We start from the raw sequence: 22667 nt of genomic DNA on the forward strand, positions 1-22667 counted from the left end.
CATAATCATGATCAATATATATTGTTCACAATTATGAAAGAGAGTATGTATGTTTATGATTTCGCAGGGGTATCGTTTAAGAAGAAGAGAGCAATTGTTCCAGGACCGGCATGAGCACCAATTACGGAACCAATTGAATGAATCATGAACTCAGTTGTCCCAAATTCATGTTGTATGGCGTCCTTCCACTCCAATGCGGTTTCTGCATCGTCACCATGACTGATAGCGATCGTTTGGGTTGTCAAATTTTTGCCTCGTTCATGCATTAATTCGATAACTCGTTTAATCAATTTCTTTTTACCGCGTATCTTTTCGAGTGGAACCAGCTTTCCTTCTTCAACATGCAATAACGGTTTAATGTTTAATAATCCGCCAACAAGGGCAGATGTTTTGGATATACGTCCGCCACGAGCTAAGTATTCAAGATTATCTACTGTGAATAGATGCTCCATATGATGAGTGCGGAATTCGATGTCAGCTAAAATCTCTTCTTTAGAGGCGCCGCTTGCTGCTAGTTCGGCTGCCCTTTTTACGATTAACCCGACTCCCATTGAAGCACATTTCGTATTGACGATTTCAATGTCCAGGTCAGGGTATTCATCTTTTACCTGATTATGAATCATTACAGCTGTTTGATAAGTTCCTGATAACTCAGAGGAAAATGCAATATAGATACCTTGTCTTTTCTCCTTAGCAAACTGTGTGAAAAGTTCTATAAAGTATTCCGGAGAAGCTTGCGATGTTTTTGGAGCTTTTCCGTCAATCATCGCTTGATAGACTTCATGAGAATTAATGGTAAGTAGGTCTTCATAATTCTCCCCATCAAGATGAACTTGTAAAGGGATTAATGATACATTGTTTTCCTTATAGAAAGACAATGGCAAATCACATGCACTATCTGCAAGAATTGTGATAGCCATAATACACCTGCTTTCTTTTTACAATTTTTAGTAAATGGGTTTTACTCTTTTTAGTGTAGCACGTAACGGCAAAATTTCAATCTCTTCATAAATAGAATAAATAATTAAGGGTAAAAAGATAATAGAATTAGGGTGAAATGGAGGTTTTTAGGATGTATAGAAGTGAAATAAGGAAAATTCTCATAGTAATAGTTGGTGCATTATTGAATGCCATCGCGATGAACTTTTTTTTAATCCCGGCTAACGTATATGCGAGCGGCTTTACTGGGGTGGCACAGCTCCTATCAAGGATTATAGGATCTTTTGCACCTTTTAATATATCGACCGGGATTCTATTGCTTTTATTAAATATCCCAGTAACCATCCTTGCTTGGAGAAAAGTTGGAAAGTCCTTTACCTTTTATAGCTTTCTCAGTGTTATCTTAATGTCTCTTTTCATGGAAATCATTCCAATTACCCGCTGGTCACCGGACATTTTATTGAACGCGGTGTTTGGCGGAGTTATAGCTGCAGTAGGAGTTGGGATTACCTTGAAATTCGGGGCATCAACAGGCGGGATGGATATTATCGCGATGCTTCTTTCACGGAAGAAAGATAAGCCTGTAGGTACTTATTTATTTCTGTTAAATGGCGTGATTATTGTAACGGCAGGCGCTGTTTATGGACCGGAAAAAGCATTATATACACTTGTTACGCTTTACACATCAACCCGTGTGGTGGACGCGATACATACACGTCATGAAAAGCTTACAGCTATGATTATTACAAAGAAAAGCGAAGAACTTAAACAGGCAATTCATGCTAAGTTAGTTCGCGGTATTACAAGGGTACCGGCAAAAGGAGCATTTACAAACGAAAGTAAGGAAATGCTTTTGATAGTCATTACAAGGTATGAACTGTATGATCTGGAACGGATCATTAAAGAAGTTGATCCACATGCTTTTACCAATATCATCGAAACTTCTGGAATTGTTGGTACTTTCCGAAGGGAATAAGAATATTAACAAAAAGTTAAGGCCATTACACTTCTATGACAAATAGAATTATTGCGGTGTTTTACGTTTATTGCCAGTACAAATCGGCTAATTTTAATAATGTAGCGCCAATATTAAATCTTAATGAGGAGTGATAATAATGGCTAACAACGAAAAAATGAGTAGAGAAGAAGCAGGACGTAAAGGCGGCGAAGCCACCTCGAAAAATCACGATAGAGATTTTTACCAGGAGATTGGACAAAAAGGCGGCGAAGCTACATCGGACAACCATGATAAAGAATTTTATCAAGAGATTGGACAAAAGGGAGGAGAGGCCACTTCCGATTCTCATGGAAAAGATTTTTATAAAGAAATCGGTGAAAAAGGTGGAAAAGCACGAAACAACTACTAATAAAATAAGTAAAAGCCTCCAGAATCCTGGAGGCTTTTACTTATTTTGGGTGGTTTTCCAGTTCCTCTTGAAGTTCGCGTAATTGCTCTTTTTCAGCATCATTCGTATTGGCAAAAGCCGATGAAAGAGCATTTTTAGCGATTTCCTCAGTTTTTTGCTGGTCACCATCATGCTCAGAGTGGAGAGCTTCTTCAACAAATTCTCTAGCTTTCTGGAATAATTTGTTTCCCATTAGAAGCCACCATAGCTTTGTTCTGACATAATTCTCAATCTGTCTTTTTCAGCTTCTGCAAACGTAGTGTGATAAGGGATTCTTTCGGCATGCTTGGCAACACTTTCTTTGCCTTGCTGTACAAATCGTCTGCTTTTACCCATGCTTATCTCCTCCGATTCTGAGCGTTTGACAACATAACAGGAAGCTGTTGTCCCTATTAGTTTGGCTTCAAAAAGAGATTTTATAAAGGTAAAAAATGGCGGATTAGGATTTGGATTTTAAGTTGAATTTTTCCTCAAGAAATACTGCTATGCCATCTTCTTCATTCGTCAAAGTCATCGTATTTGCGACCGTTTTTACAGGGGAAATAGCATTTCCCATTGCGACACCAGTTCCAGCGTAATCAAGCATTTCCAAGTCATTATCTTCATCACCGAAAGCGATAATTCTATCTTTTGGGATGTCTAGATAGTTGGAAACACGTTGCAGACCAACCGCTTTACTTAATCCGCTCTTAATAATTTCGATGATATGAAATGGTTCTGCCCAGCGGCGATGATCAACTAATTCGGCATGAACATCAGATAAATGCTGGCGGATCTGGCCGACATGCTGACTATCTGTATGAATGAGCATCGATGTGGGTGAATCCTCAAGGAAATTACGTAAGTCACCCGTCTTCATTATCGGATTTCCTACATTGAACATGTCCATCAATTTTTCATCATGATAATGGACATATACATCATCACGAACTTCAGCAATTATGTTGTGATATTCAAATTGATCACAAGCTTCTACAATATCTTTCGCAACACTTATATCCAGTGGTGAATGGTATACCCCCCAGCTTGTCTGTAATGGGTGATGCACGAAAGCACCATTGAAATTAACGATTGGTGTAGTCAATCCCAATTCACGGTAATAAAGTTCACTTGAGCGAAACGGACGCCCGGTAGCGATCATAACTTCGTGCCCATTTTCTTTTAGTTTTAGTAGTGTTTGTTTAGTCCTAGGAGAAATTGTTTTATTAGCAGTAAGTAAAGTACCATCAAGATCCAATACGATTAAATGCTTCTCATTCATGTACACACCTTCTGTTCTTTTTGATTTCATTATATGCAAATATTGTTAAGACTATTTTAAAGTAATTGTAAATCTTTTTCATTCTTTATGCATTCCTGTATGATATTACTATATGAAGGATTATAATATTTAAAGCATAGTACATGACTAGGAATCAGCAAAGGGACAACGAAAGATTTGTTGAGAAAGCTTCTGAAGCTTCTTTAATGAAAAAACCGACAGTATTTAAATATTCGGAGGGATTATCTTGATAATAATTGAAAAAGAAAAGATTGGACATATTCCTGTTTTACACTTAAGTGAGCAGTCGGCTTTCAATCAAGAACTGCCGCTTATTATTTTTATACATGGTTTTCAAAGTGCAAAAGAACACAATCTTCATTATGCTTATTTAATGGCTGAAAAGGGTTTTCGTGTGCTTCTTCCTGATGTAATTTATCATGGGGAGAGGGAAGTTGGATATAGTGATTCGCAATTGATGCCCCGTTTTTGGGAAATGGTATTACAGACCATCAAGGATTTAGCTTTGATTAAGGATGATTTATTAGCCAGAAAATTAATTGACTCTAAAAAAATTGGTGTAGCGGGTACCTCAATGGGAGGTATTGTGACCAACGGAGCTCTGGCGGCCTATGATTGGATTACAGTTGGAGTTAGCTTAATGGGGAATCCATCCTATGTAGCGTATGCGGAGCTTCAAATAGAGGAGATTAAGAAAAGGAAAGTGAATTTCCCAATCACGGATGAGGAAGTAAATAAAGTGATTGAACAGCTCAAACCATTTGACTTAAGCCTCAATCAAGACAAGCTTTCAAACAGACCGCTTCTGTTTTGGCATGGTGCTAAAGATCCTGTTGTACCATATCAACATGCATATCGCTTTTATGAAGGAGTAAAAGCGGGTTATAATGAAGCACATGAAAAAATTGATTTTATCCTCGATCAGAAGGCTGGGCATAAGGTAAGTAGAGAAGGTGTGCTTCGGACTGCGGAATGGTTCGAGAAACATTTACGACCAGCTGTGCAAAAAGCTTAAGCACACATGCTAAATCTGGTATGATTCTATTAAGGACATTGTGTAAAGTCTGAATCGGACATTTATTGCCGCAACCGACTATAAACCGATTATTACAAATCGGGGAGTATTATTCATAAAAGGAGTGATTGAAGTGGATCAAGATACAAAAGACATTATTTTTGGAGCTTTAGAGCAGGTCATTGACCCGGAGCTTGGAATAGATATCGTGAATTTAGGCTTGGTGTATGATGTGGATATGGATGATGCAGGACTAACGACAGTAACGATGACATTGACTGCCATGGGCTGTCCGCTAGCTGGAACGATTGTCGATCAAGTGAAACTAGTGCTGGAAGATATTCCAGAAGTTAAAGAAACAGACGTGAAGATTGTGTGGAGTCCGCCATGGTCTAGGGATCGCATGTCCAGATATGCCAAAATCGCGTTAGGAATTAAATAATTAACAGGTAATAGAATATTAAGCCAGTCCAAAAAACAGTGAACCATTGTTATGGAGCTACTTTTTATTGGTCTGGCTTTTTCTAATACGTCCGGTTAGGGGTGGGAAATTGAACCGTCATATAAAGGATTCATTAGACAGGCCGTTAAGGGATTTAAGAATTTCTGTCATTGATCGTTGCAACTTCCGCTGTCAGTATTGTATGCCGGCTGAAATTTTCCATGAAAATTTTCAGTTCCTTCCTAAAAGTGAGCTTTTATCTTATGAAGAAATCGTAAGGATTTCTAAAATATTTGCAAGCTTAGGGGTTAAAAAACTAAGATTGACAGGCGGGGAACCGTTGCTGCGAAAAAATCTTTCTACGCTCATTTCCGAACTTGTTTCAATTGAAGGAATAGAAGATATTGGATTGACTACGAATGGTGTGTTTTTGAAAAAACACGCGGCAGATTTAAAGGTAGCTGGATTACAGCGGGTAAATATCAGTTTAGACTGCCTCGATGATGAGCTTTTTAAGCAGATGAACGGAAGAAATATCGGGACAAAGCCGGTTATGGAGGGAATAGCTGCTGCAAAAGAAGCAGGGCTTGGTGTTAAGGTAAATATGGTTGTTAAAAAAGAAACCAATGAATCTCAAATCCTGCCGATGGCCCGTTTTTGCAAAGAAGAGGGTATTCAATTACGTTATATAGAATTCATGGATGTTGGGCATACAAATGGCTGGCAGTTGAAAAACGTCATAACGAAAAAAGAATTGCTCGAGATGCTGCAGGCTGAATTCGAGCTGGAACCGGTGGAAGAAGATTATTTTGGAGAAGTCGCGAAGCGCTTCCGCTATAAGGGGACGACTACCGAAGTAGGTTTCATAACATCCGTCTCTGAGTCTTTTTGTTCAAGCTGCACCCGTGCTCGTCTTTCTGCTAATGGCAGTTTATATACATGCCTATTTAATGGAAAAGGACATGACTTGAAGTCATTGCTTCGTTCAGAGATGTCAGATGAAGAATTGACTGACTTTATCATTTCACTTTGGAACCATAGAGACGACCGCTATTCAGATGAGCGGGCTGCCGGAACGAGAAAGAAACAGGAAAAAATAGAAATGTCATTTATTGGCGGCTAACTTTCAATGAGCTCAGAAGAACAATGATTTATTTAACTATGTGAAATTATTGTGATTGAAGAGTCTCTAGATAAGAAAATACGGGATGGCAACTATGCCATCCCGTATTTTCTTATGTATAGTTGGTAAGGCCATGAATGTCTGTCCTGATTTGGATTAATTTATCTCAAATGTATTTTTATACTAAATTTATACATTTTTATAATGCTATATCATAATAACTATCCATTTTTATTAAAGTAAAAATAAATCAAATGACCCAGTAAAGAAAGAGATGCAAGGACTTTAAAATGAATCTAATCCATTACATATATATTTAAGGACTGGTCAGTATATGAAGTATTCTCTGCTAATTATGGAGGGCGGGGGGTTATTCGATAGTACAGATTTCTATTGGGCAATTTTCACAGTCAATTTCCTGCTTTAAATACTCAAGGTTAAGTATCTTAATGCGTCCTTTTTTAATAGAAACTACATTGTTTTTTCTTAATTGAGAGAGCATTCGATTGACTACTTCACGGGATGTGCCGCAAAAATTAGCAAGCTCTTGGTTTGTAAAGGGAAGAGTGATGACTATACCGTCTTCAACTTCAGTACCATAGCTATTTGATAAGCGAATGAGAGTGGAGTAAAATGCGCCTTTCTTACCGTGCAGGAGCATATCGCGGAATTTAGCCTGATTTTTACGATTTTGAGCGGATAACCATGTCATCATTTCAACTGCAAGATGACTATCCGACGCGATTTTCTCTTCTAATAATTCTTTAGAAATAACCGCTACAACACCATCTTCTAACATTTTTGCATTCATCATATATTTAGGGTTCTGAGAAAAAAGGACAGTTTCTCCAACTAGGTCATTCTCTGAACAAATGCGCATTGTCAATTCTCGACCGTCTGGAACAACCTTACTCACTTCAACTTTGCCTTTTAAAATGTAATACAAATCACTAGCAAGGGTGTTCTCCTGAAAAAGGAAGCACCCTTTTTCTATACGTTTAACATGATGTCTATTATCAAAAAATGCATGCATTCGATTAGATAACGTAAATTCGTTCATTTATTACAACCGCCTTTCAGATACCGTTATAACTCAGTTACTACCTTATTTGATTTAAACGGAAAAAACACTAGTAGTCAACAACTTTGGATAAAACTAGAAGTTTGCGCGGTGGAACTTGTTTTTGAAATTTAAGTTTAGAATTTTATAAAAATACATTTGATTTTATTTTTATTCAGTCTTATAATAATAGAATCAAAGAATTGCAGGGACTTAAAATCTAGGAGTTGGTTTTTGTGAACGTATCAATAGTAGGCGCAACAGGGTATGGAGGAGTGGAATTGATAAGATTCCTGAATAATCATCCTCATTTGAAAATAAAATCACTGCATACGTCATCCCAATTTGGTCGAAGTTTATATGAAGAAAATGCACATTTAATGCATATGAAAGATAAATTAGAAGAAATTGACCCGGAAGCAATTGCAAAAAAATCTGATATTGTTTTTCTTGCTACTCCTTCGGGTGTTTCCTCACAGTTAATTTCGGAATTTTCCGACCTTAATATTAAAGTAATCGATTTGTCAGGGGATCTTAGGCTTCAAACTCCAGGTGAATATGAACACTGGTATAAAAAAACAGCCGCGCCTCAGCATATTATTGAAAAAGCTGTATACGGATTGGCTGAATGGAATGCAGAAGAAATTAGACAATCCACTATTATTGCGAATCCAGGATGTTACCCAACTGCTTCATTACTTGGTCTTGCTCCTTTATTCACTGAAGGATGGGCTACAGCCACAGATGTCATTATTGATGCTAAATCCGGAGTGTCCGGGGCAGGGAAATCACTTTCATCCGATACACATTACAGTGAAATGAATGAAAACTTTAAAATATATAAAGTGAATCAGCATCAACACATACCGGAAATCGAACAACAGCTTGGAAGGTGGTCATCAGATTTACAACCTATAACATTTAATACCCATCTTGTTCCTATGACTAGGGGTATCATGGCTACGATGTATATTAAGGTAAACAGGCAGACTTCAACAGCTGAACTAAGAGATTTGTATGAAACTGTTTATGAGGATCATCCATTTGTACGGGTACAGCCGCTTGATCGCTTCCCGTCTACGAAACAAGTGTATGGTTCAAACTTTTGTGATATAGGCGTCGCATATGATGAAAGAACAGGTAAGGTAACGATTGTTTCAGTTATTGATAATTTAGTAAAGGGTGCTGCAGGCCAGGCCATTCAAAATGCAAATATATTAATGGGGCTAGAGGAAACAGCAGGACTATGGAGCAGCCCACTATATCCGTAAAATTATTGGAGGTAAATAATGAATACACTACAGCCAGTTGAAGAAATCAAACAAATTAAAGAAGGAAACATCTTAATGCCTAAAGGGTTCAAAGCCTCAGGCGCTCATGCAGGGTTGCGCTACTCAAAAAAAGACATCGGCATTATTTATACAGAAACTGCAGCATCATCCGCTGCTGTTTATACACAAAATGTAGTTCAAGCGGCTCCAATCAATGTAACGAAGGATAGCATAGCAGTTACTGGAAAGCTTCATGGCATAGTAGTTAATAGTGCATGTGCGAATGCTTGTACTGGAGAGCAAGGGTTAAAGGATGCTATTGAAATGAGAAAGCTTGCTGCCCAAAAGTTCGGCTTGGAAGATCATTCATTTGCAGTTGCTTCGACTGGAGTTATTGGCGAATTTATGGAAATGGATAAAATTAAAAACGGCATAGATTTATTGGAGCCAACAGATACAGCTGAAGCTGCTGAAGACTTTGGTACTGCTATTTTAACAACGGATATAGTAACTAAAAGTTGCGGTTATGAAACAGTCATTGATGGTAAACGCGTGAAAATGGGCGGAGCGGCGAAAGGGTCAGGGATGATTCATCCGAACATGGCTACAATGCTCGGTTTCATTACAACGGATGCTGTCATTGAACCGAATGATTTACAGGAAGCATTATCTTCTATAACGAATGATACATTTAATCAAATAACTGTTGACGGTGATTGTTCGACGAATGACATGGTGCTGGTCCTAGCAAATGGAGCAGCAAGAAATGAACCTTTGACAAACACGCACCCAGAATGGTCTGTATTTTTGGAATTATTAAAACAGACTTCTGAAAATTTAGCTAAACAAATTGCGAAAGACGGAGAAGGCGCGACAAAATTAATTGAAGTGAATGTCCATGGCATGAATTCCAAACAAGATTCACAAATGATGGCGAAAACGATTGTTGGTTCAAATTTAGTGAAAACGGCAGCTTTTGGAGCGGATGCAAACTGGGGACGTATTATTGCTGCAATGGGTCGAAGCGGAGTAGGGTTCCAACCGGAACAAACAACGATTTCATTTGGTGAAATCATTGTACTGAAAGATGGCGAGCCTATACAGTTTTCTGAGGAAGATGCAAAGGCATACTTGGAAAATGAAAGTATTATCATTAATGTTTACTTGAAAGATGGTAAGGAATCAGGAACGGCATGGGGCTGTGATTTAACCTATGATTATGTAAAAATAAACGGAAGTTATCGATCATAAGGGGTGTTGAAAAGAGTGAACATTTTAGTCATAAAGTGCGGCGGTAGTATTATTAACGAGTTATCAGAGTCGTTTTTTACAAGTGTTAAAGAGTTACAAAGCCGCGGTTACCAGATTGTCTTTGTTCATGGAGGCGGCCCTGATATCAATTCGATGCTTGAAAAATATGAAATTGAACCGGTCTTTGAAAATGGTTTAAGAAAAACGACCACTGAAGTATTGGAAGTTGTAGAACTGATGTTGGCAGGCAAATCTAATCGATGTCTCGTCCATAAATTGGAGGCACATGGTATTAAGGCTGTCGGTCTAAATGGGTCGGACGGCGGAATCCTGACTGGTGAGTATATTGATGAAAAGAAGTTAGGGGCTGTTGGTGAGATTCATCAAGTCGATACAGAATTACTTGGACTTCTATTTGAAAAAGGCTATTGCCCGGTATTGACACCGATTTCGACTACAGAAGATGGAAATAAGTTAAATGTGAATGCGGATATGGCTGCAGGTTCTGTAGCGAAGGCACTCTCGGCTGAAATGTGCTTATTTGTCACAGACGTTAAAGGGGTCTTAAAGAATCAGCAGATTATCGAAAAACTGACTGAAACGGAGACACAGGCTTTAATTACAGATGGCAGTATCTATGGCGGTATGATTCCGAAAGTTAACACAGCATTGTCGGTGTTGAATAAAGGAGTTGAGAAAGTGATGATTGTAAGCGGCAAGGAACACTTCTATGAAAACGGGCAATTTATCGGAACGAAATTTCTACAGGAAGAAGGGGTATTTTAATGAGTTCTTTATTTCCTACATATGCAAGGTGGAACATTGAACCAGAAACAGCGAATGGAATGAAACTTATCAGTACAACAGGTAAGGAGTATCTTGATTTTACATCGGGAATCGGAGTTTTAAACCTTGGCCATAGTCATGAAAAGGTGAAAAAGGCTGTTACGGAGCAACTTAATAAATACTGGCATGTATCGAATATGTTTCAAAGTTCTTTACAGGAACGGACAGCAAAAATGCTAGCAGATGCCTCAGGATTAGGTCAAGTGTTCTTTGCCAACAGCGGCGCTGAAGCAAATGAGGCAGCTATCAAACTTGCTCGTAAAGCTACAGGGAAAAGTAAAATTGTCACATGTCTGCAGTCATTCCACGGCCGTACATTTGCAACGATGGCAGCAACGGGACAGGAAAAAATCAAGATTGGTTTCGGGCCGATGCTAGCTTCGTTTGAATATGTGCCATTCAATGACAACGATGCTTTAGAAACTGCAGTAGATGAGGATACGGCAGCGGTAATGATCGAAGTAGTTCAAGGAGAGGGCGGCATTCATGTTGTTCAGCAATCGTATTTGGACGCAATTCAAGCTCAATGTAAAAAATACGGATCACTTCTTATTATCGATGAAATACAAACGGGAATTGGCCGTACAGGCAAACCATTTGCATTTCAGCATTTTAATATCCAACCAGATATCATTACTTCGGCCAAGGGGCTAGGAAATGGTTTACCTATCGGGGCGATGATTGGCAAAGAAATGTTGTCGGAATTCTTTAGTGCTGGAAGCCATGGATCCACTTTTGGCGGTAATCCGGTAAGTGTTGCAGCAGCAGAAGCTGTTTTAAAAGAAATTTTCCAATCGGGATTCTTAAAAGAAGTCGTGGAAAAAGCTGAATACCTTGAATGTGAATTGACAAAGGCATTAAAGGATTCAGAAGAAGTCAAAGAAATTCGTGGACTTGGGATGATGGTCGGGATCGAATGCAAACAAGATGTTCAGTCGTTTTTAATGGAGCTTCAAGAAGATGGCCTACTCGTATTAAGTGCAGGACCTAATGTTCTTCGTTTACTTCCACCTCTGACAGCGACTAAATCAGAGATCGATACTGCAATTAAGAAAATAAAAAAAGTATTAGCAATAAAACAAACAATCTAAATTTAATGAATTTTTATAGAATAAAATGAATAATTATGCTATTCTATATATAAATATACGTCATCTACAGAGGTGAAGAACATGAAAAACTATCTACATTTAGAGAATGGTTCCGTCTTTGAAGGGGAACTGTTGACTAAATCAATTAAAAAAGCAATCACTGGAGAGATTGTCTTTTTTACAGGAATGACCGGATATCAAGAAGTATTGACAGATCCTTCATATAAGGACCAAATTGTCATTTTCACATATCCTTTAATCGGAAATTATGGAATTAATGAAATTGATTTCGAAAGTAAGAAGCCGCATGTTGCCGGTGTTATTGTATATGAAGGAAATATGAGCCATTCTCATTATCAAGCTAAATATTCCATTGGTGAATATTTAGACAAATGGAACATCCCTCTTTTGAGTCATGTGGATACGCGAGCGGTAGTTAAAAATATACGACAAGAAGGCTCCATGCAGGCAGCCATCACAGCAGAAACTGCATTCACATTCGAATCCAGTTTGAATGAACTAGAAGCGCACGTAGCCGCGGTTTCTACTAAAGAGATTGAAAGCTTCGGGAAAGGTTCTAATCACGTTGTAATGATGGATTTTGGTTATAAAAAATCCATATTAAATTCATTGATTGAACAGGGATGCCGAGTTTCAGTCGTTCCCTTTGATACTAAATTCGAACATATCAAGGACTTGAATCCGGATGGTATTTTGCTTTCAAATGGGCCTGGGGATCCAAAACAGCTTGAATATCTATTGGAAAATATTAAGAAAATCATTACGAATTTTCCTACAATGGGCATCTGCCTAGGTCATCAATTAACGGCCCTTGCTTTTGGGGGAAATACAAAAAAAATGCTGTTTGGACATCGCGGTGCGAATCAGCCCGTGGTCGATTTGAAAACGAAAAAGGTGTATATGAGTTCTCAAAATCATAGCTATGAAGTGGATGAGCCAAGCTTACAAGGAACATCGCTTCAAGTTCGCTTCCGGAATGTGAATGATAGTACCGTTGAGGGACTTATGCATAAAGATTTACCGATATTTACGACTCAATACCACCCTGAAGCGAATCCAGGACCGATAGAAAGCTCACTATTGTTTAACGACTTTTTACAAATGATAAATGAATATAGCGGGAGAGAAAAAGCATATGCCTAAGGACAACACGATACAGACTATTTTAGTAATTGGTTCAGGGCCGATTGTAATAGGGCAGGCTGCTGAATTCGATTATGCAGGTACACAGGCCTGCCTCGCTTTAAAAGAGGAAGGATATAAAGTCATCCTAGTTAACAACAATCCGGCAACGATTATGACGGATGATATGAACGCGGATGCTGTCTATTTCGAACCTTTAACAGTAGATGTACTGGAAAAAATCATTGCTAAAGAAAAGCCGGATGGCCTGCTTGCTACATTAGGGGGGCAAACAGGATTGAATCTTGCTTATCAATTGGATGATGCAGGAGTGCTTGAAAAATATAATGTCAAACTATTAGGAACACCAATAGACTCCATCAAAAAAGGAGAAGATCGTGAACTGTTTCGTGAACTAATGTTTGAAATTGATGAACCTGTTCCTGACAGTACAATTGTCCATACTTTAGCAGAGGCGCAAGCTTTCGCCGACAAAATTGGTTTCCCCATAATCGTTCGTCCTGCCTATACACTTGGAGGTACTGGCGGAGGGATTGCTGAGACCATGGAGACATTCAAGGAACTTGTACGAGGCGGACTTCAAGAAAGCCCGATTACACAGTGCTTGATTGAAAGAAGCATAGCAGGGTATAAAGAAGTCGAATATGAGGTTATGCGCGATGGAAACAATACATGCATTACCATCTGTAATATGGAAAATATCGATCCTGTCGGTATTCATACAGGTGATTCCATTGTTGTAGCTCCATCCCAGACCTTATCTGATGATGAGTTTCAAATGTTACGTGCTGCCTCTATTAAAATTATCTCTGCTTTAGGTATCATTGGTGGCTGTAACATTCAATTTGCACTTGATCCGAATAGCAAACAGTACTATTTAATAGAAGTAAATCCACGTGTTAGCCGTTCATCGGCACTAGCATCCAAAGCAACCGGTTATCCGATTGCACGCATCGCTGCAAAACTTGCTATCGGCTATCATTTATCTGAACTTATCAATCCTGTAACGAAGAGTACTTATTCAAGCTTCGAACCTGCTCTTGATTATGTAGCAGTAAAATTCCCACGGTGGCCATTCGATAAATTCACGACTGCCCACCGCAAATTAGGAACTCAGATGAAGGCGACAGGCGAAGTTATGGCATTACACCGTAGCTTTGAAGGTGGAGTCCAAAAAGCTATCGATTCATTAGAATTAAAAACGAATGGACTGCAACTTTTATCATTAAAAGATAAAACTGTTCCAGAACTTTGGGAAAAGCTCGCTGAAAAATCTGACGAACGCATTTTTGTCATTTTTGAAATGCTTCGTAAAGGTGTGACAGTTGAAGAAATCCATAAAGCAACCATCATTGATTATTTCTTCCTTCAATCTTTTGCTTCGCTGATCGAGAAAGAAAATGAAATCACTGCTAAGACAATCGATTTGGTCACCAAAGAAGAACTGCAGCTGTACAAGGAAAAGGGCTTCTCTGACCGTTATCTTGCCTCCGTATGGAAAGTAAGTGAAATCGAAGTGAGAGCACACCGTAAATCACTAGGCATTACCGCCGTTTACAAAACGGTTGATACATGTGCAGCTGAATTTGAATCACATACGAATTATCATTATTCAACATATTTTGGAGAGAACGAACAGAAAAAAACAGATAAAAAGAAAGTATTGATGATTGGCAGTGGCCCAATCCGAATCGGACAGGGAATTGAATTCGATTACTGTTCCGTTCATGGTGTTTATGCACTTCAGGATGAAAATGTTGAAACGATCATGATTAATAATAACCCAGAAACGGTAAGTACGGATTTCGCAACAGCAGACCGTCTTTATTTCGAGCCATTAACCTTGGAATATGTACTGAATGTTATAGAAGCGGAAGGTATTGAGGATGTAATTGTCCAATTTGGGGGACAGACAGCCATAAATCTGGCAAAGGGACTGGAAGATTACGGAATTAATTTGTTGGGTACCTCATTTGATACGCTTGACCAACTAGAAGATCGTGATCGCTTTTATCAGCTTCTGCAAAAGCTGGAGATTCCACATGTGCCGGGTTCGATGGCCAATAGTGCAGAGCAATTAATTGAGTGTGCTGAGGCGATTGGCTTCCCAGTTCTATTACGCCCATCCTATGTAATTGGTGGTCAGGGGATGGAAATTATCCGCTCGAAGAAAAGCTTACTGAATAGAATTGAAAATGGAACGGCACTTGTATTTCCTGTGTTAATCGATTCTTATATTCCAGGTAAAGAAGCGGAAATCGATTTGATTGCGGATGGCAAAGAGATTTATATTCCAATTATTGCTGAACATGTAGAAAAAGCAGGCGTCCATTCGGGAGATAGCATGGCATTACTACCAGCTCAATCCTTATCAGAGGATATCAAAAATAAAATGACTATTTTTGCACAAAAGTTAGTAGTAGAGCTTGGTTATAAAGGTCTTATGAACATCCAATTTGTGATTGAAGGCAATGACGTATATGTTTTGGAAGTAAACCCGCGTGCTAGCCGGACGATTCCAATCATCAGTAAAATCACTAATGTTTCTTTAGTACAGATTGCGACAAAAATATTGCTTGGGAAATACTCGTTGTCGAATGTGTTCGAAAAAACAGGGTTAATGGAAGAAATTCCGTATTCAGTCGTCAAATATCCAGTATTCTCAACGTTTGCACTAAGCGGGCTTGATTCAAAAGTAGGACCGGAAATGAAATCAACTGGTGAAGGCATCGCTATCGGAAAAACGATGACAGAAGCATTAACAAAAGTATTTCATGCTCAAAAGGCTAAACATACCTCAGGTGTGTATCAATCCGAATCAGTCCAATTAAGTGAAGAATTGCTTGTACTAATCAATGAAGCTGGGTTGACATTGATGGATTCCGATTTTGACAAATGGCTTAATGAAGGAAATGCAGCTGTTGTTTTAGCTTATGGAACTACAGAAGAAGATAAGAAGCTAAGATTATTGGCTGCGAAATATCGACTTCTAGCATTTACAGAAGAAGAGACTTTTAAAGCCTATCTTCAATCGTTAGAAAATGCTGATCCAGGCGTTACCGCGCTGCAGGAATGGCTTGTAACATATTCGAAAGGAGTGTCACACGTATGAGTTCACTAACGGCACCGACACAAACGAAGATTTTAAACGGGAAAGATTTTTTGACCATGAAGGAGTCTACACCCACGGCCATTGCAGATCTGTTAAAGCTAGCGCAGACCATTAAAGCCAAATTACAAGCGGGCGAGGAATATACGCCTTTAAAAGGGAAAACGCTGGGGATGATTTTTGAAAAATCCTCCACCCGTACCCGCGTGTCTTTTGAAGTGGGCATGATGCAGCTTGGCGGGCACGCTTTGTTCTTAAGCGGTAATGATTTGCAAATCGGACGTGGAGAATCTATTTCCGATACGGCCAAAGTCCTTTCCGAATATATTGATGGCATCATGATTCGTACCTTCGAGCATGAAAAAATTATAGAATTGTCTGAAAATGCTTCTATTCCAGTCATCAATGGGCTAACAGATCTTGCCCATCCTTGCCAGGTGATGGCGGATTTCTTGACAATTATAGAGTTAAAAGGACAATTAAAAGGCTTGAAAATGAGCTACATCGGTGATGGTAACAATGTGGCACAATCATTGATGGTTGGCTGCGCAAAAATGGGCATGGATTTTTCTATTGGATGCCCGGATAACTATAAACCTGATGTAAATGTTGTCGCCTATGCTCAAAAAGTGGCAAAGGAAAATGGATGTGAAATTGTTGTGACGAGTTCAGCAGTTGAAGCTATTAAGGATGCAGATATCGTCTATTCTGATGTATGGACCTCTATGGGGCAGGAAATCGAAAATAGTATCCGTTTAGAGGCGTTTAAGGATTATCAAATCAATAGTGAACTTGTAAAGCATGCAAAGGATAATTATATATTTATGCATTGCTTGCCTGCACACAGAGAAGAAGAGGTAACCGCTGAAGTCATCGATGGACCGAATTCCGTCGTTTTCCACCAAGCTGGAAATCGTCTTCATGCTCAAAAGGCGGTTCTTGTGGATTTAATGTCTTAAAAAAAAGCGTCTACTCTATGAGCAGACGCTTTTTTTATACCAATACGATTTATTTCCCATGGACTAATTTCCTTTTTGCCCTGAATTTTTCAGACATGAAAGAAGTGAACCCGGTAATAATAAAATGGAAAGCATGTAAAGGGGTGAAATCTATGGGGCAAAATCGTCAATTTAAACCAGGTCAGAAGGCACCTAATAATGGGGCTTACGTAGAAATCGGTGAAACGGGTAGCACGGTATTAAATCCGAAAAAGGTAAAGCTAGAAGCAGGAGATACTTTTCCTGAAACTTCAAATCATAACAGGATATGGACCTATCAGCGAAAGCCATAATAAAATAAAAAGCAGGAAAAGGGACAATTCACTTCCTTTTCCTGCTTTTTTTATGGGAAATAACCTATCCTATTCTTCAGAATAACCGAAAATATTCGAGATTTCTAAAAAACTCTTTCTTAAATATTGGCTTAAGGGATCTTCATAATGATCCGGTATACTTTCAGTGAAGCCAACAGCAGTAATCGCTCCCAATAATTCTGCATTATAGTTAAAAATCGGAATGGACATGGAAGAAACAGAAGGTACTAAAGGCTCTTTTGCAAAAGCAATTTTGTATTTCTGTATCGCTTGATATTCCTTAGTTCCTACATTATTATCTTTTTCTATCCAGTCTGCCGTTATGGAAGAATCCTGGAATACAGTGAATACTTTGCCGGAAGAAGAAGATGGGGGAAGGCGCGTGCCTAGCTGGGCCCCAATATTTAAGTTTTGATTGGAATTCCATATTTTTGCTGTGATTGGTCCATCGTATGTCCAAACGGAAAATAACACCGTGCAGGAGGTATGATGGCTGATTTCTTGTAAATAAGGAGTAATTCGGCTTGTGACGTCCTCATTCCCAATGGCTGCCATACCATATTGAATCAGTTTGCTCCCGAGGGAATACATACCAGTTGTCTTATCGCGATATAGTAACTCGAGTTGGGTCAAAGTATTTAAATACTTATAAAGGTTACTTTTAGTTATTTCTGTAGATTCTTGAATATCAGAGAATCTTAAAGGGTTTCTTTGTGAAGCGAGTAAATCAATAATGCTCATCCCGATTTGCAAGGATTGAATCGTTGAACCAGATTTTACGATTTCCATATGACAATCTCCCTAATCTGTTTTAATTTAGGTCTAGTATATCAGAGTATGTAAAGTTTAAATGAAAATAAATAAAAAGTATGCTCCATAACGTCCGCATAAACACATCTGTTTACTATACTTCTAGTTTTCGATAAGTCTAGTCATATTTGTATTTGTTAAATTTGCTACTGAAAGCCTCATAATGATGTTGATAATATCATTTTCATAAAAATTTTTGCCATACTTTCTTGACAATTTTCCGAAAATTAAGTTATCATGTATATAAATAGTGAACTAAGTTATCTATAAGTGAAAAATTAAAAATTGATGCGAGGTTTAGTTACGATTTGTCCTCTAGTTTGTGAAAGGACATTCTTTTTATAAACAATGCCTTATTTCAGACAAAGACAGGTGCATCGATAAAACAACTAAAAGACAGCTTTTAAAAAATAATGATAAATAAAGGAGAATGAAAAATGAAATTAGTAACTTTTAGCCGTGAAGGATTTACACGTATTGGCGCAATTTATCCAAATAAAGAGATTGTAGACCTAAACTATGCTTATCAAGCACTTCTTGAAAGTGAAGGGAAACTTCGCAGTGAACAAATCGCTGAAGCTTATGTACCTTCAACTATGGAAGCATTTCTACAGGGTGGGAATGAAAGCCTTTCCATCGCAAGAAAAGCTGCGGATTATGCATTGAATAATCGCGATTCATTCAAACGTACTCTGGTACATGCTGTTGAAAACGTAAAGCTTGAGGCACCTGTCCAAAAGCCAGGGAAAATTATTTGTGTAGGACATAACTACCGTGAACACATTGCAGAAATGGGTCGCGAACTGCCTCCATTCCCGGTCGTGTTTGCCAAATTCGCTAATACAGTAATTGGACCTCAAGATGATATTCCGTTTTTCCCCATTTCAGAACAACTAGATTATGAAGCAGAATTTGCTTTTGTAGTGGGCCAACGGGCACGCAATGTTTCTCAAGATGATGCACTTGATTATGTAGCAGGTTATACAATTGCGAATGATGTCACTTATCGTGATATTCAACGCCGTACACTTGAATGGCTTCAAGGGAAAACAGTCGAAGGCAGTGCACCAATGGGACCTTGGCTAGTTACATCAGATGAGTTATCTGATCCTTCTGGATTAAATGTCCGCTTAACTGTAAATGGTGAAGAACGCCAAAAAACGAATACATCTAACTTCGTATTCGATGTGAAATATTTAGTTGAATTTTTATCGAACTTAATGACTCTTGAACCAGGTGACATCGTCCTAACTGGAACGCCGGGTGGAGTAGGAGTAGCCCGCGATCCACAAGTGTTCTTAAAAGATGGTGACGTTGTCAAAATCGAAATCGACAAAATCGGTTATCTCGAAAACCGTGTGAAACGTGCTTGGGAGGGAAAATAAGAATGGCTTATCAGTCAATCGGTACATCGATCCAATCTTTTCAACAATCAATCGATCACATTCTTGAGACAACAGCTAACCTTTCAGAGAAAACAATCCGTTTCAACCCGACAGAGGAAGAGTGGTCAATCATGCAAATCCTTTCTCATATAGCGGAAGCCATTCCTTACTGGCTAGGTGAAGTGGAAACGGTAGTAGCCACTCCGGGCTCAAAATGGGGACGTGGATTGCAAGATCCAGCTCGACTAGCAGCGGTTACTGATACGGAAAAACTATCAGTTGATGAAGTTTTAAAACAAGTGGATGAACTGAAATATAAAGTTGAGAGCGGCCTCGGGAAATTAGATGAAGAAACACTATCTAAAGAATCACCGCACCGGAACTTTGCCAAATTCGGTAACAAACCTGTTTCTTATATCGTAGATCATTTCATCGATGACCATGTTTCAGGGCACTATGACCAAATTAAGCGAAATCTTTCTAAAATTAAGTGATAAAAAATGAAAAAAGAAAGTAGGGAGTAATGTGGCTGAAAAATCAGATTACATGAACAGTGCAATTGTAAAAGATTTTACAAGGGATATTCAGCAGTACAATCTTGGACCCCTATGGGAAGCTATTCCCGCTCTAATGGATCATGAACCTAAACCACATGCCCATGCTTATTTGTGGAAAGAAGAGCTTCTGACAAAAAAGTTGATGGAAGCAGCTGAAATCTTCACACCTGATCGCGGCGGTGAGCGCAGAGCCATTTATTTTCAAAACCCTGGCCTAACTTATCGCCAGCCTTGGGGCTGGGCTTCAACAACCCAAACGCTTTATGCAGCGGTTCAACTATTGTTGCCAGGTGAAGTAGCTCCTTCTCATCGTCACTCTCAAAGCGCTCTTCGATTTATTACGAATGGTGAAGGTGCCTACACAATTGTTCAAGGAGAAAGAATCTTCATGGAAGAAGGAGATTTCTTAATCACACCTAAAAATCTTTGGCATGGACATGGTCATGTTGGAGATAAACCGATGATTTGGATGGACGCTCTTGATATCCCTACTATCTATTCTATTGGCGGTACTTTCTTTGAACCGTATCCAGACCGTATTGAAACGCCGAAACGTCCGGATAATTTTTCGGAACTTCGTTATCAAGGTGGAATGGTTCGTCCGGTATCCGATCGTTATTCACAAGTAGCTCCGCTTGCAAACTACAAGTGGAAAGGCACGAAAGCAGCGATTGAAGGGTTAATGAACTTTGAACCAGATCCATATGAAGGCTTTGCCGTTGAATATATCAACCCATCTAATGGACAAACGGCTAATCCAACGATGGGAGCTTGGATGCAGAAACTTCCAAAAGGTTTCCATTCTAAAGCACATCGCCATACTCATTCAACAATCTATCAAGTACACGAGGGTTCCGGCTATACGGTTATTAATGGAGTACGGTTTGAATGGTCTAAGGGTGACTACTTTGTAGTTCCAAACTGGGCTTGGCATGAGCACGTTGCAGAAGTAGATTCTTACTTATTCTCGGTAAACGATCTTCCAATAATGGAGCGATTTGATTTAGAACAACAACAGTCACTTGATACAAACAATGGTTTCCAAAAAGTTGAAAGTGAATTTAAGGCTGTTTTAGTATAAGAAAAATCAGGTTGGTACTTCCAGCCTGATTGTCATAAATATTACGATAATGCTGGTCGAATGAAAACGCTTACTGTGTTAGTGGTCTACAACTTTGGACTTATGACAACTTATTTTAGGGGGAATTGAATAATGAACACAGAAAAAAAACCATTCATTGTCATCGGTGGAGGAATAGGCGGGTTGGCAACGGCTCTAGGAATTGCGGAAACAAAACAGTATGTAAAAGTCTTGGAGCAAGCTCCTGAATTTGGTGAAATTGGAGCTGGAATTCAGCTTGCTGCGAATGCAACCAATGTTTTACAACGTTTAGGCGTTATGGATAAAATCAACGAAATTGCAGTTTTTCCAAAAAGATTAGTTTTGATGGATGCTTTTTCGGGCAAAGAGCTTTCCGCTTTAGATTTAGGTGACGTATATAAAGAAAGATATGGAGCACCTTATGTTGTGTTACATCGCTCTGATTTGCATCGAGTGTTAGCTGAAGCATGTGAAAGTAGCCCATATATCGAACTTGTAACGAACCAAACCATTATTGAAACGGTAGAAAATGAAGGTCAAGTTACTGTTACTTCTGCAAATGGAGATCAACATTTAGGAAAGGCTGTTATTGGTGCGGATGGTTTATGGTCTAATGCCCGTAAATTATTCGTGGAAGATCAACCGGTATGCTCTCAATATGTTGCCTACAGAGGTGCGCTTCCAATGGAAGAGGTAACGAGTCACGGAGATTTAGATGATGTATATATGTGGATTGGACCGAATCTTCATCTTGTTCAATATCCGGTTAGAAGAGGAGAGCTTTACAATCAGGTAGTTGTTTTCAAAAGTTCTCAATACACCGAAGAAAATGAAAAAACAGATCAATGGGGTACCCCGGAAGAAATGGACCGTGTCTTTGCAGGAACTTGTGAGCTTGTTCAAAATGCGATTTCATTCATTCAGCGTCAACGTCGCTGGCCGATGTACGACCGTTTGCCAATTAATAACTGGACAAAAGGCAGGATCACACTTACGGGAGATGCTGCACATCCAATGCTTCAATACTTGGCACAAGGAGCTTGCCAAGCTTTAGAAGATGCGGCTTATTTGACTGATATGCTTCATAAGAATGGGAATAATGTGGAGCAGGCATTTTTGGAATATCAAGAAGAACGCATTCCACGTACAGCGAACGTTCAAACAAGTGCAAGAATGTGGGGAGAAATTATCCACAATACTACCGATGCGGGGATACTGCTTCGTGATACGATTCTATTAAATCGCACGGATAAGGATTTTAAATTTGTTGATGATTTCCACGGTTACAACAAAGCGTTTGTAAAAGCATAATAACCTGCATTTGCTTCATTCATCCAAAAGTTGTGGTTAGCATATTTTTTAAATCAATATTAGATTTTTGCCTTTCTTCCTTATGAAGAGAGGCTTTTACTGTTTATCCCTTAATAACCTTTGTATTTTTTATAACATTTCTTTACAAGGGAAAAATAAAAAGTATAATGAAACCATAAAGGTCAAAAATG

General features: G+C 38.9%; 22 protein-coding genes and 1 pseudogene. 17 read left to right on the forward strand and 6 right to left on the reverse strand.

Translation table 11 applies throughout. The features are described from left to right. Nucleotides 1–53: 53 nt before the first annotated feature. Nucleotides 54–920, reverse strand: coding sequence for a DegV family protein (locus tag RE409_RS06705; RefSeq protein WP_201181883.1), 867 nt, complete (start codon nt 918–920; stop codon nt 54–56). A 152-nt stretch (nt 921–1072) separates the two neighbouring features. Here RE409_RS06705 and RE409_RS06710 point away from each other — a divergent pair, with 152 nt between their 5' ends. Both RE409_RS06710 and RE409_RS06715 read left to right on the forward strand, forming a co-directional pair. After that, nucleotides 1073–1915 carry a YitT family protein gene (locus tag RE409_RS06710; RefSeq protein WP_201181881.1) on the forward strand — a complete coding sequence of 281 codons (843 nt, stop codon included), beginning with the start codon at nt 1073–1075 and terminating at the stop codon, nt 1913–1915. A 139-nt stretch (nt 1916–2054) separates the two neighbouring features. After that, a pseudogene (locus RE409_RS06715) lies at nt 2055–2300 on the forward strand (KGG domain-containing protein); the annotation flags it as partial. Nucleotides 2301–2346: 46 nt separating this feature from the next. On the opposite strand, the gene RE409_RS06720 reads toward RE409_RS06715, so the two are convergent. The 3 genes from RE409_RS06720 to RE409_RS06730 form a co-directional block, all read right to left on the reverse strand. After that, entirely contained in the window at nt 2347–2538 is a 192-nt protein-coding gene (locus tag RE409_RS06720; protein WP_201181877.1) for a DUF3813 domain-containing protein, read from the reverse strand. Next, nucleotides 2538–2681, reverse strand: coding sequence for a hypothetical protein (locus tag RE409_RS06725; protein ID WP_201181875.1), 144 nt, complete (start codon nt 2679–2681; stop codon nt 2538–2540). Before RE409_RS06725 ends, RE409_RS06720 begins: the two co-directional genes overlap by 1 nt. A 103-nt stretch (nt 2682–2784) precedes the next feature. Next, complete coding sequence (locus tag RE409_RS06730; protein WP_201225003.1) at nt 2785–3606, reverse strand: Cof-type HAD-IIB family hydrolase; 822 nt, start codon at nt 3604–3606, stop codon at nt 2785–2787. Nucleotides 3607–3853: 247 nt separating this feature from the next. Here RE409_RS06730 and RE409_RS06735 point away from each other — a divergent pair, with 247 nt between their 5' ends. The 3 genes from RE409_RS06735 (at nt 3854) to moaA (ending at nt 6207) form a co-directional block, all read left to right on the forward strand. After that, nucleotides 3854–4642 carry a prolyl oligopeptidase family serine peptidase gene (locus RE409_RS06735; RefSeq protein ID WP_201221674.1) on the forward strand — a complete coding sequence of 263 codons (789 nt, stop codon included), beginning with the start codon at nt 3854–3856 and terminating at the stop codon, nt 4640–4642. Between the two features lie 133 nt (nt 4643–4775). Further along, the gene (locus tag RE409_RS06740) at nt 4776–5084 is read left to right on the forward strand and encodes a metal-sulfur cluster assembly factor (RefSeq protein WP_053344973.1); all 309 of its coding nucleotides are present in this window, start codon (nt 4776–4778) and stop codon (nt 5082–5084) included. Nucleotides 5085–5193: 109 nt separating this feature from the next. Continuing rightward, nucleotides 5194–6207 carry a GTP 3',8-cyclase MoaA gene (gene moaA / locus RE409_RS06745; protein ID WP_201181871.1) on the forward strand — a complete coding sequence of 338 codons (1014 nt, stop codon included), beginning with the start codon at nt 5194–5196 and terminating at the stop codon, nt 6205–6207. 370 nt (nt 6208–6577) lie between these two features. On the opposite strand, the gene RE409_RS06750 is transcribed toward moaA, so the two are convergent. After that, a complete protein-coding gene (locus RE409_RS06750) occupies nt 6578–7267 on the reverse strand; it encodes a Crp/Fnr family transcriptional regulator (protein ID WP_201181869.1) in 690 nt (229 codons plus the stop codon). Between the two features lie 236 nt (nt 7268–7503). Here RE409_RS06750 and argC point away from each other — a divergent pair, with 236 nt between their 5' ends. The 8 genes from argC (at nt 7504) to RE409_RS06790 (ending at nt 17290) form a co-directional block, all read left to right on the forward strand. Next, nucleotides 7504–8538: an N-acetyl-gamma-glutamyl-phosphate reductase gene (gene argC, locus RE409_RS06755; RefSeq protein ID WP_201249890.1), complete on the forward strand. Its 1035-nt coding sequence runs from the start codon at nt 7504–7506 to the stop codon at nt 8536–8538. A gap of 18 nt (nt 8539–8556) precedes the next feature. Next, on the forward strand, nt 8557–9789 hold the full coding sequence (argJ, locus tag RE409_RS06760; RefSeq protein WP_201181865.1) for a bifunctional ornithine acetyltransferase/N-acetylglutamate synthase: 1233 nt from the start codon (nt 8557–8559) through the stop codon (nt 9787–9789). Nucleotides 9790–9804: 15 nt separating this feature from the next. After that, entirely contained in the window at nt 9805–10575 is a 771-nt protein-coding gene (gene argB / locus RE409_RS06765; protein WP_201181863.1) for an acetylglutamate kinase, read from the forward strand. Next, the gene (locus tag RE409_RS06770; RefSeq protein ID WP_201181861.1) at nt 10575–11726 is read left to right on the forward strand and encodes an acetylornithine transaminase; all 1152 of its coding nucleotides are present in this window, start codon (nt 10575–10577) and stop codon (nt 11724–11726) included. The genes argB and RE409_RS06770 overlap by 1 nt, the downstream gene beginning before the upstream one ends. Before the next feature lie 81 nt (nt 11727–11807). Continuing rightward, nucleotides 11808–12890 (forward strand): carbamoyl phosphate synthase small subunit, encoded by a 1083-nt coding sequence (locus tag RE409_RS06775; protein ID WP_309558754.1) that lies wholly within the window; start codon nt 11808–11810, stop codon nt 12888–12890. Continuing rightward, nucleotides 12883–16002 carry a carbamoyl-phosphate synthase (glutamine-hydrolyzing) large subunit gene (locus tag RE409_RS06780; RefSeq protein ID WP_201181857.1) on the forward strand — a complete coding sequence of 1040 codons (3120 nt, stop codon included), beginning with the start codon at nt 12883–12885 and terminating at the stop codon, nt 16000–16002. The genes RE409_RS06775 and RE409_RS06780 overlap by 8 nt, the downstream gene beginning before the upstream one ends. Next, entirely contained in the window at nt 15999–16958 is a 960-nt protein-coding gene (gene argF, locus RE409_RS06785) for an ornithine carbamoyltransferase (RefSeq protein WP_309558756.1), read from the forward strand. Before RE409_RS06780 ends, argF begins: the two co-directional genes overlap by 4 nt. A 152-nt stretch (nt 16959–17110) precedes the next feature. Further along, the gene (locus RE409_RS06790; RefSeq protein WP_053344981.1) at nt 17111–17290 is read left to right on the forward strand and encodes a YjzC family protein; all 180 of its coding nucleotides are present in this window, start codon (nt 17111–17113) and stop codon (nt 17288–17290) included. Nucleotides 17291–17359: 69 nt separating this feature from the next. On the opposite strand, the gene RE409_RS06795 is transcribed toward RE409_RS06790, so the two are convergent. Further along, entirely contained in the window at nt 17360–18100 is a 741-nt protein-coding gene (locus RE409_RS06795; RefSeq protein WP_201181853.1) for an IclR family transcriptional regulator, read from the reverse strand. A gap of 458 nt (nt 18101–18558) precedes the next feature. Between RE409_RS06795 and RE409_RS06800 the strand changes: the two genes are divergently transcribed. The 4 genes from RE409_RS06800 to RE409_RS06815 all read left to right on the forward strand — a co-directional run bounded on the left by RE409_RS06800 (nt 18559) and on the right by RE409_RS06815 (nt 22476). Further along, the gene (locus RE409_RS06800; protein ID WP_309558757.1) at nt 18559–19506 is read left to right on the forward strand and encodes a fumarylacetoacetate hydrolase family protein; all 948 of its coding nucleotides are present in this window, start codon (nt 18559–18561) and stop codon (nt 19504–19506) included. 2 nt (nt 19507–19508) lie between these two features. Then, nucleotides 19509–20000, forward strand: coding sequence for a DinB family protein (locus RE409_RS06805; protein ID WP_201181851.1), 492 nt, complete (start codon nt 19509–19511; stop codon nt 19998–20000). Nucleotides 20001–20031: 31 nt separating this feature from the next. Then, a complete protein-coding gene (locus tag RE409_RS06810) occupies nt 20032–21144 on the forward strand; it encodes a cupin domain-containing protein (RefSeq protein ID WP_201181849.1) in 1113 nt (370 codons plus the stop codon). A 132-nt stretch (nt 21145–21276) separates the two neighbouring features. Continuing rightward, nucleotides 21277–22476 carry an FAD-dependent monooxygenase gene (locus tag RE409_RS06815; protein ID WP_309558759.1) on the forward strand — a complete coding sequence of 400 codons (1200 nt, stop codon included), beginning with the start codon at nt 21277–21279 and terminating at the stop codon, nt 22474–22476. The last annotated feature ends 191 nt before the right edge of the window (nt 22477–22667 follow it).

This window comes from Peribacillus sp. R9-11 (assembly GCF_031345095.1).
GTDB classification, from domain to species: domain Bacteria; phylum Bacillota; class Bacilli; order Bacillales; family DSM-1321; genus Peribacillus; species Peribacillus butanolivorans.

Excerpts from the sequence above, each read along its gene's own strand:
- RE409_RS06770 (WP_201181861.1), top strand. The coding sequence starts at position 10,575 with ATGAGTTCTTTATTTCCTACATATGCAAGGTGGAACATTGAACCAGAA.
- RE409_RS06795 (WP_201181853.1), bottom strand. The coding sequence starts at position 18,100 with ATGGAAATCGTAAAATCTGGTTCAACGATTCAATCCTTGCAAATCGGG.
- RE409_RS06790 (WP_053344981.1), top strand. The coding sequence starts at position 17,111 with ATGGGGCAAAATCGTCAATTTAAACCAGGTCAGAAGGCACCTAATAAT.
- RE409_RS06720 (WP_201181877.1), bottom strand. The coding sequence starts at position 2,538 with ATGGGAAACAAATTATTCCAGAAAGCTAGAGAATTTGTTGAAGAAGCT.
- RE409_RS06710 (WP_201181881.1), top strand. The coding sequence starts at position 1,073 with ATGTATAGAAGTGAAATAAGGAAAATTCTCATAGTAATAGTTGGTGCA.
- RE409_RS06780 (WP_201181857.1), top strand. The coding sequence starts at position 12,883 with ATGCCTAAGGACAACACGATACAGACTATTTTAGTAATTGGTTCAGGG.
- RE409_RS06815 (WP_309558759.1), top strand. The coding sequence starts at position 21,277 with ATGAACACAGAAAAAAAACCATTCATTGTCATCGGTGGAGGAATAGGC.
- RE409_RS06800 (WP_309558757.1), top strand. The coding sequence starts at position 18,559 with ATGAAATTAGTAACTTTTAGCCGTGAAGGATTTACACGTATTGGCGCA.
- RE409_RS06805 (WP_201181851.1), top strand. The coding sequence starts at position 19,509 with ATGGCTTATCAGTCAATCGGTACATCGATCCAATCTTTTCAACAATCA.
- RE409_RS06730 (WP_201225003.1), bottom strand. The coding sequence starts at position 3,606 with ATGAATGAGAAGCATTTAATCGTATTGGATCTTGATGGTACTTTACTT.
- argF (WP_309558756.1), top strand. The coding sequence starts at position 15,999 with ATGAGTTCACTAACGGCACCGACACAAACGAAGATTTTAAACGGGAAA.
- RE409_RS06750 (WP_201181869.1), bottom strand. The coding sequence starts at position 7,267 with ATGAACGAATTTACGTTATCTAATCGAATGCATGCATTTTTTGATAAT.
- RE409_RS06705 (WP_201181883.1), bottom strand. The coding sequence starts at position 920 with ATGGCTATCACAATTCTTGCAGATAGTGCATGTGATTTGCCATTGTCT.
- argJ (WP_201181865.1), top strand. The coding sequence starts at position 8,557 with ATGAATACACTACAGCCAGTTGAAGAAATCAAACAAATTAAAGAAGGA.
- RE409_RS06725 (WP_201181875.1), bottom strand. The coding sequence starts at position 2,681 with ATGGGTAAAAGCAGACGATTTGTACAGCAAGGCAAAGAAAGTGTTGCC.
- RE409_RS06775 (WP_309558754.1), top strand. The coding sequence starts at position 11,808 with ATGAAAAACTATCTACATTTAGAGAATGGTTCCGTCTTTGAAGGGGAA.